The sequence below is a fragment of the Sphingomonas metalli genome, assembly GCF_014641735.1.
Classification (GTDB): Bacteria; Pseudomonadota; Alphaproteobacteria; order Sphingomonadales; family Sphingomonadaceae; genus Sphingomonas; species Sphingomonas metalli.
Map to the genome: position 1 here is coordinate 214,686 of NZ_BMIH01000005.1, position 15,671 is coordinate 230,356.

Here is a 15,671-nt window from a genome sequence, read left to right on the forward strand (position 1 = left end):
GCTCACCAGCTGCCGCGCCCTTTTTATCGTCCCAGCTTCGAGGGAAGATTGCATATGAAGCGGATCACCTATGCCCTGCTGGCCGGCGCGCTGGCGGCTAGCGCCGGGATCGCCATGGCCGGACAGGCCGCGCCCGAACTCGCCTATCAGCTGACCGAGGGGCAGAACATCAACGCCTTCGTCCGCGAGGGACCGGTCGCCGCGCACCTGTTGCTGCGGAACGGCGTCGATCCTCGCATCCTTGTCGCGTTTCCCGCGGGAAACAGCGGCGTGGGCCTGTGGTTCAAGCCGCTCGCCGCGCCCGCCACATGGCGGCTGGAGCAGGCACCCCAGCCGCTGACGCTGCGCGATGCCAAGGGACGCGCGCTCCACGGCGTGCGCGCCGTCGCCACCATCGCCGCGCTTCGGCTGGAGGTGAAGCAGGCGGTGCTCTCCAACGTGCGCTTCCTGCGCGACTATCAGTCGGTCGGGCGCTTCCCGCCCGAGGTCGCCGTGCCGCTGCGCCGTGATGGGGCGCGGATGGTCTGGCAGCGCGATCGCCTCGACGGCGCGCCGGGCTATCAGCTAGTGCTTCGCGTCCTCGAAGGCCGGATCGTGGACGAGGCGATCGTCGCCGGGCGGGGCGGGCGCATCCGGCTCGAGATCGTCGCGGCGAGCGGCGAGCCGCCACTCGCCGGCATTCCCCTGCCCGAGCTGCTCAACGCCCGGGCCGCCGACGATCCGGTCGCCCGCAACGCGCTGCGCTTTCTCAGCTATCGCGAGAAGTTCAACGCCGGATCCTGGCGCTTCAACACCTATTTCGGGCGCGACACGCTGATGTCGCTCCGCCTGCTGATGCCGGCGCTGCGCCCGCCCGCGATCGAGGCGGGACTCGGCGCCGTCCTCGCCCGGCTCGGCCCTGCGGGCGACGTCGCCCACGAGGAAGGGATCGGCGAGTTCGCGGTGCTCGAGCATCGCCGCGCCGGCGGCAGCGGCGATGCCGCGACGCTCGACTATGGCATGGTCGACGACGACTATATGCTTGCGCCCGTCGCGTCCGCCTATCTGCTGGGCGATCCGGCGGCCGCGCGGCGCTTCCTGGCTCGCGCCATCCCCAGCGAGGCGCGGCAGGGAACGAGCGAAACGGCGGGCAAGGCGCTCGTCCGCAATCTGCGCTTCGTCGCGGCGGCGGCTAAGCCCTTCGCCGCGGCTCCGGTTGCCGCCAATCTGGTCGGCCTGCACGACGGTCGATTGACCGGCCAGTGGCGGGACAGCGAAGAGGGTCTGGGGCGCGGCAAATATGCCTATGACGTCAACGCGGTCTTCGTACCTGCCGCGCTCGAGGCGGGGGCGAGGCTGGTCGCCGCGGGATTGCTCGACCCCTATCTCGCTCCAGAGGACCGCGCCGCCCTGGCCGAGGCGGGGGCAATGGCGGCGACATGGCGGGCGCGGGCACCGGAGCTCTTCCGCGTCAGCGTGCCGGCCGGCGAAGCCGCGCCCCGCATCCGGCGCTATGCGCAGACGCTCGGCATCCCTGCCGGGCCCGCGCTCACCGCGTTGGGCGACCGCCCGCTCGTCTATCACGCCATCGCACTCGATCAGGCGGGGCGGCCGGTGCCGATCCTCCATTCGGACGAGGGCTTCGCGCTGCTGTTCGGCAATCCCTCGCCGGCGGAACTCGACACGGCCGTGCGCGCGATCGCGCGGCCCTTTCCGGCCGGACTGATGACCGATATCGGCCTGCTCGTCGCCAATCCCGTGCTGGCGAGCGGCGAGGTCCAAGCCCGCTTCACCCCGGCCGCCTATCACGGCGCGGTCGTCTGGTCGTGGCAGCAGGCGTTGCTCGCCGCAGGGCTGGAGCGCCAGCTTGCCCGCACCGACCTCCCGCCCTCCACACGCCAGCTGCTCGTCGAGACGCAGGCGCGGCTGTGGCGCGCAATCGAGGCGACGCGGGCGACGCAAAGCTCCGAACTCTGGTCCTGGGCCTATGAGGGCGGACGCTACAAGGTCGTCGCCTTCGGCGCGGGCAAGCAGGACGTCGACGAGTCCAATGCCGCGCAGCTGTGGAGCACCGTCTATCTCGCGGTGCAGCCGCCCCGGGTCAGCGGGCGGACAGGAAAGCGGTGATCGTCAGCCGCCCCTGCGCCGGATCGTCGCTCAGGGCGGCGTCCGGCGCGATCGCGCCGCTGTGGAGTAGCCGGCTGCGGTAGAGGACCGCGCGGTTGTACCGCGCCTCGACCAGTGCGATCCGCTCGAACAGCGGCGTGCTGTCGGCGATATAGGCGGGCGGCGGCGGGGCGGCGGCGAGTTCGTCCCGCAGCGTCTGCCGGTAGCCGGAGCCGCGTGCCGCATCGACCGTCTCGAACCCGGTCGAACGATGCCGGTAGAAGGCGGTGCCGTCGCCGGGGCCGAGATAATGGACCAGCGCGATCCGGTCGATGTCCACCGCATCGACATGCGGAATGCGCTGGGCGATCGCCAGACTGTCCGGCGGCTGCGTCACCATCGCGAAGCTGGCATCGAGTAGTGCGAGCTGCGTACCCTGCGCGAACACCTCGCGTAGCGTCGTGAGAAGCGGCGCGCGCACCGCCGCGAAATAGTCCTGCGGCAAGGCGGCGCGGATGCCGGGATAATGATGGCGACCCGGCTCGAAGATCGCGACGCATGCGGCGGTGCGCAGGGCATCGGGATCGGGATGGAATTGGTCTATGATCGCGATCGGCTGGCGCTCGGTGCCGATGCGGCGCGCGGCGATCGCAGGCGATGTCATGCGGAAGGCCGAAGGATCTGCGCCAGCGCGGCATCGTGAAGCGGCAGGGTCGGCGCGGCGCGCGCAATCACGTCGGCGACCTGTTGCACCTGGGCGCGGTTGGTCGCGGGATCGAGCGTGTCGGCGAGCGGGTTATAGCCGCCGGCGAAGACGCCCTGCCCGTTGAGCACGGCGAGCCAGCTCGCCTCGCGAAACAGCTCGTCCGCGTCGAGGATCAGCCGCCCGGACCGGCGATATTGCGCCTCGCGCGCCGACAGCGTCTCGGGCAGCGCCATGGTGCGGCACTGCTGCCACAGGGGCTCCGGCCGGCTCTGCGCATGATAATGGAGGATTAGGAAATCCTTGATCCCGTCCATGTCGCGTCCGAACACGTCGTTGAAGCGATCGGCCAGCGCCGGGTCGCAGTCGGTGTCCGGAAACAGGGTCAGCAGCTTGGTGATGCCGCTCTGGATCAGGTGGATGCTGGTCGATTCCAGCGGTTCGAGGAAGCCCGAGGACAGGCCGATCGCGACGACGTTGCCCCGCCACGGTCGTCGCCGCGTGCCGGCGGTGAAACGGAGGAAGCGGGGGTCGGCCAGCGCCTCCCCGTCGAGATGGCCGAGGAGCGTCGCCGCCGCCTCGTCGTCCGAAAGGTGCCGGCTGGCATAGACATAGCCGTTGCCGGTGCGGTGCTGGAGCGGGATGCGCCACTGCCAGCCCGCCGCCCGGGCCGTCGACCGGGTATAGGGGGTGGTCGTGGCCGCCCGGGCGCAGGGCACGGCGACGGCGCGGTCACAGGGCAGCCAGTGCGACCAGTCCTCATAGGGTTCACCCATCGCCCCCGCGATCAGGAGGGCGCGAAAGCCCGAGCAGTCGATGAACAGGTCACCCGCCAGCCGCTCGCCGCCTTCGGTAGTGAGCGCGGTGACGAAGCCGCGCTCCCCCTCGCGTTCGACATCGCGCAGCCGGCCCTCGACCCGGCGAACGCCGGCGGCCTCGCTCAGCCCGCGCAGATAGGCGGCGTAGAGGCCGGCATCGAAATGATAGGCGTAGCCGAGCGTCGACAGGATGGACCGTCCCTCGCCTGCCGGCTTGGCGAAGCGCCCTTCCGCCGCCAGCCGCGTCGCCAGGGACAAAGCGGACAGCGGCAGGTCGAGGCCGTCGGCCCGCGCCTTGAGCCAGCGATGGTGGAAGGCGACGCCAGGCAGCGTCACGCCATATTGGCCGAAGGGATGGAAGTAGCGATGCCCGGGCGCCGTCCAGTCGACGAACTCGATGCCGAGCTTGAAGGTTGCCTTGGTCGCCTGCAGGAACGCCGCCTCGTCGAGGCCGATCAGCTCGTTGAACCAGTGGATGGTCGGGATCGTCGCCTCGCCGACGCCGACCGTGCCGATCTCCTCGGACTCGAGCAGCGTCACCTCTACCGTGCGGCCCAGGCTGCGCGACAGGGCAGCAGCCGTCATCCACCCGGCGGTGCCCCCGCCCAGAATCACGACCCGCTTGACCCGCTCCGGCGCGCTCATCCGATCGTCCCTAACCGTTCGGCGGCACCGCGCAACCGTGCCTCATTCCAGCTCCAGGATCACCTGGTCCACCGCCAGGCTGTCGCCCGTCCGCGCCTCCACCGCCTTGACCGTCCCCGCCTTGCCGGCGCGCAGGATATTCTCCATCTTCATCGCCTCGACCACTGCGAGCGGCTGACCGAGCTCAACCCGGTCGCCGGGCGCGACGTCGAGTCGGACGAGCAGGCCCGGCATCGGCGCGATCAGGAAGCGGGAGAGATCGGGCGGCACCTTCTCGACCAGATGCTGCGCATATGGCGCGATATGCGCCGGCAGGACGCGCGCGACATGCGCCGCCCCGCGGGTGGTCAGGCGGAAGCCGGTGCGGGTCGGCGCCAGCCTCACGATCAGCGGCGCGCCGCCGACTTCCGCCTCCACCACCCGGTCGCCGGGCGTATATTCGGCCGACAGATCGAGCGGCGTGCCGTCGATCGCGATCGCGTCCGGCGACACCGAGACGGCGTGGTCGATGCCGCCGATCCGCACCATCCAGTCGGCAGGGGGGCGCAGCCGGCGGCCGAGCTGGCCATCGATCCGGCGCGCCCGATCGGCCTGCGCGGTGGCGGCGAAGGCGGCGATGCCGGCGAGGTTGCGCAGCAGGTCGGGGCTGGCCGGTGCGCCGTGAAAGCCGTCCGGATATTCCTCGGCGATGAAGCCGGTGGTCAGCCGCCCTTCGCGGAAGCGCGGATGCTGCATCAGCGCCGACAGGAAGTCGAGGTTGGTGCCGGGCCCGTCGATCTCGAACGCATCGAGCGCCGCGATCTGCGCATCGATCGCCGCTTCGCGCGTCGGCGCCCAGGTGACGAGCTTGGCGATCATCGGGTCGTAGAACATGCTGACCTCGCCGCCCTCGGCGACGCCGTCGTCGATGCGAACGATGGACAGGTCCTCCCCGCTCGCGGGGAGGGGGACCGCCGACCGCAGGTCGGTGGTGGAGGGGGATGGCCGGAAGCGATCCGCCTGTGGCGTCCCCCCTCCACCACCGGCTTCGCCGGCGGTCCCCCTCCCCACGCTGTGGGGAGGAGCGTATCTGACCAGCCGCCCGATGCTCGGCAGGAAGCCGCGATACGGATCCTCCGCATAGACGCGATTCTCGATCGCCCAGCCATCGATCCGTACATCGTCCTGGGTGAAGCTCAACGGCTCTCCGGCCGCGACGCGGATCATCTGCTCGACCAGATCGAGCCCGGTGATCTCCTCGGTCACCGGATGCTCCACCTGAAGGCGGGTGTTCATCTCGAGGAAGTAGAAGCTCTCGCCCGTCGGGTCCGCGCCGGACACGATCAGCTCGACCGTTCCCGCGCTGTAATAGCCGACCGCCCGCGCCAGCGCGACCGCCTGCTCGCCCATCGCGCGGCGCATCGCCGGGCTGACGAAGGGCGACGGCGCCTCCTCCACCACCTTCTGGTGCCGGCGCTGGATCGAGCATTCGCGCTCGTTGAGATAGACGATGTTGCCGTGCCGGTCGCCGAGCAGCTGGATCTCGATATGGCGCGGGCTCTCGATGAACTTCTCGATGAAGACGCGGTCGTCGCCGAAGCTCGCCAGCCCCTCGCGCTTGGTCGCCTCGAAGCCTTCGCGTACGTCGCCCTCGTTCCAGGCGAGCCGCATGCCCTTGCCGCCGCCGCCGGCGGAGGCCTTCATCATCACCGGAAAGCCGATGTCGGACGCGATCCGCACCGCCTCGTCGGTATCGGCGATCTCGCCCAGATAGCCGGGCACGACATTGACGCCGGCCTGTTTGGCGAGCTTCTTCGATTCGATCTTGTCGCCCATCGCCGCGATCGCCTCCGGCGGCGGGCCGATAAAGGCGATTCCCGCGTCGGCGCAGGCGCGCGCGAAGCTCTCTCGCTCCGACAGGAAGCCGTAGCCGGGATGGATCGCATCCGCCCCCGTCTCCTTCGCGGCGAGCAGGATCAGCTCGGCCTTGAGATAGCTGTCCGCCGCCGGCGCCGGTCCCAGCCGCACCGCCTCGTCCGCCATCAGGACATGGGGGCTGCGCGCATCGGCATCCGAATAGACCGCGACGGTCTTGATGCCCATCCGCTTGGCGGTGCGGAACACCCGGCACGCAATCTCGCCGCGATTGGCGACCAGGATCTTCTTGAACATCAGGCCTCTCTCATTCTTTCTGCGATCCCGCCGGCTGCCGGGATCCAGTCGTTCTCGATCCTCTTGCGGGATCCTGTTCAGGCAGCGCCCTGCGTCGCCGGAAGACCCTGCAAGAGTCCGTCGACGCTCAGGTCCTCGTCTATGTCGGGCCAATGGATGCCATAGCCCGCGCCGGCCCGCTGCCAGTTGTGCCGCTGCTCCGGCGAGGCGCGCAGCAGCCTTGGATACCAGGCAAGCGGCGCGGCGATCGTTCGCCCGTCCATCAGGTCGACGATCAGCCGGGCGTCGTCGAATCCAACGTCGAGAATGCGCTCGTCGGTGACCCTAGCCGAGATATTCATGCCACGCCTCCAACAGCCCGGTGCGATGTTCCTCGACCATGGCAAGGATGTCATCGATCTCATGCGCGCGGAACCCCCGGCTGCGCGCCACTTCCACCGCTTCGAGTCAGACCTTGATCGTCGCCTCGCCCCGATCGACATGACCATGCGGTGGCTCGTTCGGCTCATGGCTGTAGAAGTAGAAGCGAATGCACCGATCCGCAGGACCGTCGGCACTATTCCGCCGCCTCGCATACCCTCGCCCGCATCGGCTCCTCGGCCGCCATCGCCTTCAACCCCAGCTTCGCAAACAGCGCCGCGTCCGCGCTGTCGCCGCGGTTGCCCGTGGTCAGCAGCTTGTCGCCGGTGAAGATCGAGTTCGCGCCGGCCATGAAACACAGCGCCTGCGTCGCCTCCGACATCGACTCGCGGCCGGCGGACAGGCGGACCATGCTGAGCGGCATCGCGATCCGTGCGACGGCGACGGTGCGGACGAATTCGATATCGTCGATCTTGGCGAGCGGCGTATCGGCCAGCATGTCGCCCAGCACCGTGCCCTTCACCGGTACCAGCGCGTTGACCGGCACGCTTTCAGGGTGGCGCGGCAGCGTCGCGAGCGCGTGGACGAAGCCGACCCGGTCCTCGCGCGTCTCGCCCATCCCGACGATCCCACCGCAGCACACGTTGATCCCGGCCGCCCGCACCTGCTCCAGCGTGTCGAGCCGCTCGGCAAAGCTGCGCGTGGTGATGACGTCGCCATAACGCTCCGGGGAGGTGTCGATATTGTGGTTGTAATAGTCGAGGCCCGCCGCCCCTAGCCGCCGTGCCTGATCGGGGGTCAGCATCCCCAGCGTCATGCAGGTTTCCATCCCCATGCCGCGTACGCCCTCGATCATCGCGACGATCGCGTCCATGTCGCGATCCTTCGGATTGCGCCACGCCGCGCCCATGCAGAAGCGCTGCGAGCCTGCATCCTTCGCCTCGGCCGCTCGCTGGAGCACCGCCTGCACGTCCATCAGCTTGGTCGCCTTCACCCCGCTATCGGCATGGACCGACTGCGAGCAATAGCCGCAATCCTCCGGGCAGCCGCCGGTCTTGATCGACAGTAGCGTGCACAGCTGCACCTCGCCGACCGCATGATGGGCGCGATGCACGGTCTGCGCCTGATACATCAGTTCGTCGAAGGGCAAGTCGAACAATACGGCGATCTCGTCGCGGGTCCAGTCGGTACGGATCATTCGGCGGCGTCCTGTGTCTCTTCGGCCTCGGAGGGCATGTTGTGGCCGAGCAGCCGTAGAACGTCTTCGGCCGCGGCGATCAAGTTGGTTCCCGGCCCGAAGATCGCCTGCACGCCCGCGTCGCGCAGCGCCTGATAGTCCTGCGCGGGGATCACGCCGCCGGCGATCACCTTGATATCGGCGCGGCCGGCGTCGCGCAGATGACCGATCAGTTCGGGAATCAGCGTCTTGTGTCCGGCCGCGAGGCTCGACGCGCCGACCACGTCGACGTCCCGTGCCAGCGCCAGTTCGGCGGCCTCTGCGGGCGTCTGGAACAGCGGCCCCGGCACCACCTCGAAACCCAGATCGCCGAACATACTGCTGACGAGGTTCGCGCCGCGGTCATGCCCGTCCTGCCCCATCTTGGCGACGAGCATGCGCGGACGGCGGCCGAGCCGGCGTTGGGTCGCCTCGACCCCACGGCGCAGCCGGTCCCAGCGCGCATCGTCGCGATAGGCACCGCCATAGACGCCGCTGACCGGCGTCGGCTGTGTGCCGTAGCGCCCGAAGGCGACCTCCATCGCGGCCGAAATCTCGCCCAGCGAGGCGCGGGCCCGCGCGCAGTCGACCGCGAGAGCGAGGAGGTTGCTGTCCATGTCACCGCCTGACGGGCGACCCGCCGCCTCGCGCAGCCGCGCCAGCGCCTTCTGGCACGCCGCCTCGTCGCGGGTCTCGCGCATCCGCTTCAGCCGCGCGACCTGCGCCTCGCGCACCGCATGGTTGTCGACAGCGAGGATGTCGATCGGATCCTCGTCCTTCAGCCGGTATTTGTTGACGCCGACGATCACGTCCTCGCCACGGTCGACCCGCGCCTGCCGCGCCGCGGCGGCTTCCTCGATCATCGCCTTGGGCCAGCCCTGGGCGACCGCCGCCGCCATGCCGCCCTCCGCCTCGACGCGTTCGATGATCGCCCACGCCTCGTCCACGAGCTGTTTGGTCAGCGCCTCCACATAGTAGCTGCCGCCGAGCGGATCGACGACCTTCGTCATCCCCGTCTCTTCCTGCAACACGATCTGCGTGTTGCGGGCGATCCGCGCGGAGAAGTCGGTCGGGAGCGCGATCGCCTCGTCCAGGGCGTTGGTATGGAGCGACTGGGTGCCCCCCAGCATTGCCGCCATCGCCTCGATCGTGGTGCGGATGACGTTGTTGTACGGGTCCTGCTCCTGCAGCGACACGCCGGACGTCTGGCAATGGGTGCGCAGCATCTTCGACCGCTCGTCCCTGGCGCCGAGATCGGTCATCACCCGGTGCCACAGCACGCGCGCCGCGCGCAGCTTGGCGACCTCCATGAAGAAGTTCATGCCGATCGCGAAGAAGAAGGACAGGCGGCCCGCGAACCGGTCGATATCCAGCCCCGCCGCCATCGCCGCGCGCGCATATTCGCGCCCGTCGGCGATGGTGAAGGCCAGTTCCTGCACCTGCGTCGCCCCGGCTTCCTGCATGTGATAGCCGCTGATCGAGATGCTGTTGAACTTCGGCATCTCGGCCGAGGTATAGGCGATGATGTCCGCGATGATCCGCATCGAGGGTTCGGGCGGATAGATGTACGTGTTGCGGACCATGAACTCCTTGAGGATGTCGTTCTGGATGGTCCCGTCGAGCTGATGCCGTGCGACGCCCTGCTCCTCGCCCGCGACGATGAAGAAGGCGAGGATCGGGATCACCGCGCCGTTCATCGTCATGCTGACGCTCATCTCGCCGAGCGGGATGCCGTCGAACAGGATCTTCATGTCCTCGACACTGTCGATCGCCACGCCCGCCTTGCCGACATCGCCGACCACGCGCGGGTGGTCGCTGTCATAGCCGCGATGGGTGGCGAGATCGAAGGCGACGCTCAAACCCTTCTGCCCTGCGGCGAGGTTGCGGCGGTAGAAGGCGTTCGACTCCTCGGCGGTCGAGAAGCCCGCATATTGGCGGATCGTCCAGGGCCGGCCCGCGTACATCGACGCGCGCACGCCGCGGGTGAAAGGTGCGAAGCCCGGCAGGCCGGGGTCCCAATCGGCGACATCCTCGGCGGTGTAGAGAGGCTTGACCGTGATCCCCTCGGGCGTCTGCCAGTCGAGGTCGCGGCCCTTCACCTCCTTCGTGGCGGCGGCCTGCCAGTCGGCGAGCGTCGGGCGGGATGTCGGCTCCGGCTGGGGCGGCGCGGACGGCACAGCGCCGGCATCCTCGCCGAGGTTGCGTTCGATCTCGGCCATCTACGCGATGCTCCACCCCGGCGAAGGCCGGGGTCCAGGTGGAAAGGTGGCCGTAACGGAGCGGGGCGTCAGCAAACCCACGTCCCCCACCTGGACCCCGGCCTTCGCCGGGGTGGATGTCGGCTCAATGGCCATCCGGCGTCTCCATCAACTCGACCAGCACCCCGCCCATGTCACGCGGGTGGACGAACACGATCGGCGTGCCATGCGCCCCGATCCGCGGCTCGCCCAGGATGGTAGCGCCCTTCGCCTTCAGGTCCGCGACGGCGGCCTGGATATCCGGCACCTCGAAACAGACATGATGCTGCCCGCCGGCCGGATTCTTTCTGAGGAAGCCGGCGATCGGCGAGCTGTCGTCATAAGGTTCGATCAGCTCGATCTGCGTGTTGGGCGCGTCGATGAAGCATACTCTCACCCCCTGCGCCGGCAGGTCGAACGGCTCCCCGATCGCCGCCGCGCCGAGGAGTGTGCGATAGGTCTCGACCGACCGGGCGATGGAGGGCGTAGCGATGCCGATATGGTTGAGGCGTCCCAAGGTCGTCAGGTCAGCGTTCCCGGGTAAAGCAGCGCCCGCACGCCGAGCAGCATGAATACGGCGCCCAGCACCCCCGCAGCGACGGTGCCGAAGATGACGCTCCAAAAGCGATAGGGCATCGTCGCGCGTGCATAGTCACCGCGCCGGCCCTTCGCCACGCCCGACCGCATTTCGCGCAGCGCCGCCCGCGGACAGTGCGCGACGAGCGCCAGCCCGAACGCCACGATCAACAGCGCGGTGACCGTTTCCCGGCTCATAGCGGGATATTGTCATGCTTCTTCCACGGGTTCTCGAGGCTCTTCCCCCGCAGCTTCCGCAGCCCCAGCGCGATCCGCCGCCGCGTCGAGTGGGGCTGGATCACCTCGTCGATGAAACCCTTGCTCGCCGCGACGAAGGGATTGGCGAAGCGCGCCTCATATTCGGCGGTGCGCTCGGCGATCTCCTCGGGCGTGCGGCCGCGGAAGATGATCTCGACGGCTCCCTTCGCGCCCATCACCGCGATCTCGGCGGTGGGCCAGGCATAGTTGAGGTCGCCGCGCAGATGCTTCGACGCCATCACGTCGTACGCGCCGCCATAGGCCTTGCGCGTGATGACGGTGATCTTCGGCACCGTCGCCTCGGCATAGGCGAATAGCAGTTTCGCGCCATGCTTGATGATGCCGTTATGCTCCTGCGCGGTGCCCGGCAGGAAGCCCGGCACGTCGACGAAGGTCACGATCGGGATCTCGAACGCATCGCAGAAGCGCACGAAGCGCGCCGCCTTCTTCGAGCTGGCGATGTCGAGCACGCCCGCCAGCACCATCGGCTGGTTGGCGACGATGCCGACCGTCCGTCCCTCGATCCGGCCGAAGCCGCACAGGATGTTGGCGGCATGCGCCGGCTGGATCTCGAAGAAATCGCCCTCGTCGACCACCTTGGCGATCAATTCGTGCATGTCGTAGGGCTGGTTGGCGCTGGCGGGGATCAGCGTATCGAGGCTCTCCTCGACCCGGTCCCAGGCGTCCGCCGTCGGCCGCTCCGGCACGGGTTCGCGGTTCGACAGCGGCAGGAAGTCGATGAAGTCGCGCGCCGCCAGCAGCGCCTCGATATCGTCTTCGAACGCGACGTCGGCGACGCTCGTCTTGGTGGTGTGCGTCACCGCGCCGCCCAGCGCCTCCTGGGTCACCACCTCGTTGGTCACCGTCTTCACCACGTCGGGGCCGGTGACGAACATATAGCTCGAATCCTTCACCATGAAGATGAAGTCGGTCATCGCCGGCGAATAGACTGCGCCGCCCGCGCACGGCCCCATGATGAGCGACAGCTGCGGCACCACGCCCGATGCCAGCACGTTGCGCTGGAACACCTCGGCATAGCCGCCCAGCGACGCGACGCCCTCCTGGATGCGCGCGCCGCCGCTGTCGTTCAGCCCGATCACCGGCGCGCCAACCTTCATCGCCATGTCCATGACCTTGCAGATCTTCGCCGCGTGGCGTTCGGACAGCGAGCCGCCGAACACGGTGAAGTCCTGACTGAAGACGAAGACCAGCCGGCCGTTGATCGTCCCCGAACCCGTCACCACGCCGTCGCCCGGGATCACCTGGTCCGCCATGCCGAAATCGACGCAATTATGCTCGACGAACATGTCGAGCTCCTCGAAGCTGCCCTGATCGAGCAGCACGTCGAGCCGCTCGCGCGCGGTCAGCTTGCCCTTGGCGTGCTGGGCGGCGATCCGCTTCTCGCCACCGCCCGCCCGCGCGGCGGCGCGCTTGGCTTCCAGCATCGCGATCGTCGACGACATGCCATTTCCTCCTGCGACCCGGCCGTCGCCCGTCCCTGCCTGCCCGCGACGGCGCGGCGGCGCAAATGTGAACTTGCGAATTTGCGAAGCGGCGGCTTGCGAACTATCCTCGCGGCTATGCCTCCGCCCCGTCTCTATGCCGGCGACTCGCTGCGCGCGCTGCGCCGGGCCGCTGGCCTCAACCAGCGGGCGATGGCGGCGCGGCTCGGCCTGTCGGTCAGCTACCTCTCGCAACTCGAGGGCGGCGAGCGACCGTTGACCGCAGCAGTGATCGCCGCGATCGGTCGCCACTTCCCGCAGGCGCTGGCCGGCATTGCCGATGGCGATACGGCGCGGCGGCTGGTGGCGCTGGGCGAGGCCTTGGCGGATCCGTCGCTGCCGCCGTTGCCGGCGGAGACCACGGCCAGGCTGGCCGAGGATCGTCCCGACATTGCAGACCGGCTGATCGCGCTCCACGCCGCCAAACGGCTGGCGGAGGAGCGGCTCGCGCTGGCGGAGGAAACGCTGGTGGCGGGGGGTGCAGCGCGACTGCCCTGGGAGGCGGTGCGCGACTGGTTTCATGCGGCCGGCAATTACCTCGACCCGCTCGATCGGGCGGCCGAGGCCCTGGCCGCGGCGGCAACAGCGCCGCTCGACCTGACAGACGCGCTTGCACGCCATGGAATCAACGTCGCGACCGATCCCGATGCCGATGCCCCGATCGCCCGCCTCGACGGCGCGACGCTGATCGTCAACGGCGCGCTGCCGCCCGAGAGCCGCCGTTTCCAAATGGCGCACCGGCTCGCCACCCGCGCCTTTTCCCAGGCGATCGCGGCGGTGGTCGACAGCTCCGGACTGGATGCGACCGAGGCGCGGCGACTGCTGGCGATCGGCCTGGCCAATTATGCGGCCGGGGCGATGCTGATGCCCTATGCGGCGTTCCGCACGACGGCGCGGCGACTGCGCCACGATATCGATCAATTGTCGCGGTACTTCGGCGTCAGTTTCGAACAGGCCTGCCACCGGCTGTCGACCTTGCAGAGACCGGGGGCGGAGGGCGTGCCCTTCTTCTTCTGCCGGGTCGACATGGCGGGCAACATCACCAAGCGCCACTCCGCCACGCGGCTCCAGTTCGCCCGCTTCGGCGGTGCCTGTCCGCTCTGGCACGTTCATGAGGCAGCGGCGATTCCGGATCGCATCCTCGTCCAGCATGCCGAGACTCCGGACGGCGTGCGCTACGTGTCCATGGCCAAGGGACTGGTGAAGCCGTCGGGCCGCTTCGCCCGCGCGCCGCGCCGCTATGCCGTGGTGCTGGGGTGCGAGGCGGTCCACGCCGCCGACTTCGTCTATGCGGACGCGGTCGACCGCACGGGTCCCGCGACGCCGATCGGCATCTCCTGCCGCCTCTGTCCCCGGCCCGATTGCGATCAACGGGCCTTTCCGCCGACCGATCGGCGCATCGCGGTGGAGCCCGACACCCGGCGGATCGTGCCCTATCGGCTCGCATGACCGCTAATTAGCCCCTTACCCGTAAAAACATGTTTTCAAATATGTGTGGATGCCGCACAACGCTCCGATGCCGTCCGATCAGTTGACGGCCGCGGAGGAGGGGTGCGTGATCGAGTTGAGCAAGCGCGATGTGCTGGGCGGTTCGCTTGCCGCCTTATGGGCCGGCTCCCGCGGTGCCGCGGCGGCGGCCGCCACCGCGCCGGTGGCGATCCGGCCGGGCCGGTTCGATGCCAGCGTCGCCTCGCTCCAGGCCTATCGCGCGCCCGAATGGTTCCGCAACGCCAAGTTCGGGATCTGGGCGCATTGGGGTCCGCAGGCGGTGCCGGCGCAGGGCGACTGGTATGCGCGCTGGATGTATGTCCCCGGCCATCCCTGTTACGACCATCACGTCAAGACCTACGGTCATCCGTCGGAAAAGGGCTATAAGGACATCATCCCGCTCTGGACGGCGGCGCGCTGGGATCCCGATGCGCTGGCCGCCCGCTACGCCGCTGCGGGCGCGCGCTACCTCGTGTCGATGGGCGTCCACCACGACAATTTCGACCTGTGGCGATCGCGGCATCAGCGCTGGAACGCGACGCGGATGGGGCCGAAGCGCGACGTGGTCGGCGAATGGCAGGCGGCGGCGAAGCGGCACGGGATGCGGTTCGGCGTGTCCGAGCATCTCGGCGCCAGCTATACCTGGTGGTATCCCAACCACCTCTACGACCAGTTCTGGCCGCGGCTCGGGGTGGAGTATGACGGCGCCGATCCGCGCTACGCCGACCTCTACCACGACAACCGGACCGAACCCTTCACCAACAAGCCCGGCACCTGGTACACCAAAAACCCGGCCTATCATCGCCACTGGTTCGACCGGATCAGCGACCTGCTCGACAGCTACCAGCCCGACTTCCTCTATACCGACGGCGGCATCCCGTTCGGCGAGGTCGGGCGCGCCCTGATGGCGCACTTCTACAACAGCCGCACCGGCCCGTCCGGGCAGGTGGAGGCGGTCTATGCCTGCAAGAACCAGGGTTCGGGCGACTTCTTCGAGGGCACCGCGGTGCAGGACGTCGAGCGCGGCGTGCTCAAGGGGATCAATCCCCTGCCCTGGCAGACCGACAGTTCGAACGGCGACTGGTTCCACAAGACCGACGACAGCTGGAAGTCCAGCGCGGAGGTGCTCGCCATCCTGACCGACGTGGTCAGCAAGAACGGCAACCTGCTGCTCAACATCGTCCTGCGCGCCGATGGCAGCCTGCCGCCGGAGTCGGACCGGCTGCTGGCCGATCTCGAGGGCTGGTTCCAGGTCAATGCCGAGGCGATCCACGACACCCGGCCCTGGAAGATCTTCGGCGAAGGACCGACCGAGGCGGCGGGCGGCGCGTTCGGCGAGAATGGCCGCTACACCGCGCGCGACATCCGCTTCACGACGAAGGGCGAGCGACTGTTCGCGCTGACCCTGGCCCCGCCGGCAGGGCCGGTGGCGATCACCACGCTGCGGCGCGGCAGCCGGGTGGAGCCGCGGCGGGTCGGGTCGGTCCATCTGCTGGGGCGCGGTCCGGTTGCGTTCCGCCAGACCGCGAGCGCGCTGGTGGTCGACCTGCCCGCTTCGCTGCCGACGCCGCAGGGCGTCGCGCTTGACATCCGTTTCGCCTGACCGTTCCCGCCACGCCGCGCCTGTTCCGG

General features: G+C 69.0%; 12 protein-coding genes and 1 pseudogene. 3 read left to right on the plus strand and 10 right to left on the minus strand.

Translation table 11 applies throughout. The annotated features are described in order from the left end of the window. Positions 1 to 54 precede the first annotated feature (54 nt). Entirely contained in the window at positions 55 to 2,106 is a 2,052-nt protein-coding gene (locus IEX18_RS16975; RefSeq protein ID WP_188660678.1) for a hypothetical protein, read from the plus strand. Here IEX18_RS16975 and IEX18_RS16980 read toward each other — a convergent pair. From IEX18_RS16980 to IEX18_RS17025, 10 genes and pseudogenes are all read right to left on the minus strand, one after another. Then, positions 2,081 to 2,749, minus strand: coding sequence for a DUF6445 family protein (locus IEX18_RS16980; protein ID WP_188660681.1), 669 nt, complete (start codon positions 2,747 to 2,749; stop codon positions 2,081 to 2,083). The two genes, IEX18_RS16975 and IEX18_RS16980, sit on opposite strands and share 26 nt — an antisense overlap. Further along, entirely contained in the window at positions 2,746 to 4,251 is a 1,506-nt protein-coding gene (locus IEX18_RS16985) for a tryptophan halogenase family protein (protein ID WP_188660684.1), read from the minus strand. The genes IEX18_RS16980 and IEX18_RS16985 overlap by 4 nt, the downstream gene beginning before the upstream one ends. Positions 4,252 to 4,293: 42 nt before the next feature. Then, the gene (locus IEX18_RS16990) at positions 4,294 to 6,405 is read right to left on the minus strand and encodes an acetyl-CoA carboxylase biotin carboxylase subunit (RefSeq protein WP_229664683.1); all 2,112 of its coding nucleotides are present in this window, start codon (positions 6,403 to 6,405) and stop codon (positions 4,294 to 4,296) included. 74 nt (positions 6,406 to 6,479) lie between these two features. Continuing rightward, positions 6,480 to 6,743: a DUF2442 domain-containing protein gene (locus tag IEX18_RS16995; RefSeq protein ID WP_188660690.1), complete on the minus strand. Its 264-nt coding sequence runs from the start codon at positions 6,741 to 6,743 to the stop codon at positions 6,480 to 6,482. After that, positions 6,727 to 6,933: pseudogene (locus IEX18_RS17000) on the minus strand (DUF4160 domain-containing protein). Before IEX18_RS17000 ends, IEX18_RS16995 begins: the two are co-directional and overlap by 17 nt. A gap of 25 nt (positions 6,934 to 6,958) precedes the next feature. After that, positions 6,959 to 7,960 carry a biotin synthase BioB gene (gene bioB / locus IEX18_RS17005; RefSeq protein WP_188660693.1) on the minus strand — a complete coding sequence of 334 codons (1,002 nt, stop codon included), beginning with the start codon at positions 7,958 to 7,960 and terminating at the stop codon, positions 6,959 to 6,961. After that, positions 7,957 to 10,197, minus strand: coding sequence for a methylmalonyl-CoA mutase (gene scpA, locus IEX18_RS17010; protein ID WP_188660696.1), 2,241 nt, complete (start codon positions 10,195 to 10,197; stop codon positions 7,957 to 7,959). Before scpA ends, bioB begins: the two co-directional genes overlap by 4 nt. A 124-nt stretch (positions 10,198 to 10,321) precedes the next feature. Beyond that, a complete protein-coding gene (gene mce / locus IEX18_RS17015; RefSeq protein WP_188660855.1) occupies positions 10,322 to 10,741 on the minus strand; it encodes a methylmalonyl-CoA epimerase in 420 nt (139 codons plus the stop codon). Continuing rightward, a complete protein-coding gene (locus tag IEX18_RS17020) occupies positions 10,738 to 10,989 on the minus strand; it encodes a hypothetical protein (RefSeq protein ID WP_188660699.1) in 252 nt (83 codons plus the stop codon). The genes mce and IEX18_RS17020 overlap by 4 nt, the downstream gene beginning before the upstream one ends. Further along, the gene (locus IEX18_RS17025; protein ID WP_188660702.1) at positions 10,986 to 12,512 is read right to left on the minus strand and encodes an acyl-CoA carboxylase subunit beta; all 1,527 of its coding nucleotides are present in this window, start codon (positions 12,510 to 12,512) and stop codon (positions 10,986 to 10,988) included. Before IEX18_RS17025 ends, IEX18_RS17020 begins: the two co-directional genes overlap by 4 nt. Before the next feature lie 117 nt (positions 12,513 to 12,629). On the opposite strand from IEX18_RS17025, the gene IEX18_RS17030 reads away from it, so the two are divergent. Both IEX18_RS17030 and IEX18_RS17035 read left to right on the plus strand, forming a co-directional pair. Continuing rightward, positions 12,630 to 14,000 (plus strand): helix-turn-helix domain-containing protein, encoded by a 1,371-nt coding sequence (locus IEX18_RS17030; protein WP_188660705.1) that lies wholly within the window; start codon positions 12,630 to 12,632, stop codon positions 13,998 to 14,000. Between the two features lie 106 nt (positions 14,001 to 14,106). Further along, on the plus strand, positions 14,107 to 15,642 hold the full coding sequence (locus IEX18_RS17035; protein WP_188660708.1) for an alpha-L-fucosidase: 1,536 nt from the start codon (positions 14,107 to 14,109) through the stop codon (positions 15,640 to 15,642). Positions 15,643 to 15,671 lie beyond the last annotated feature (29 nt).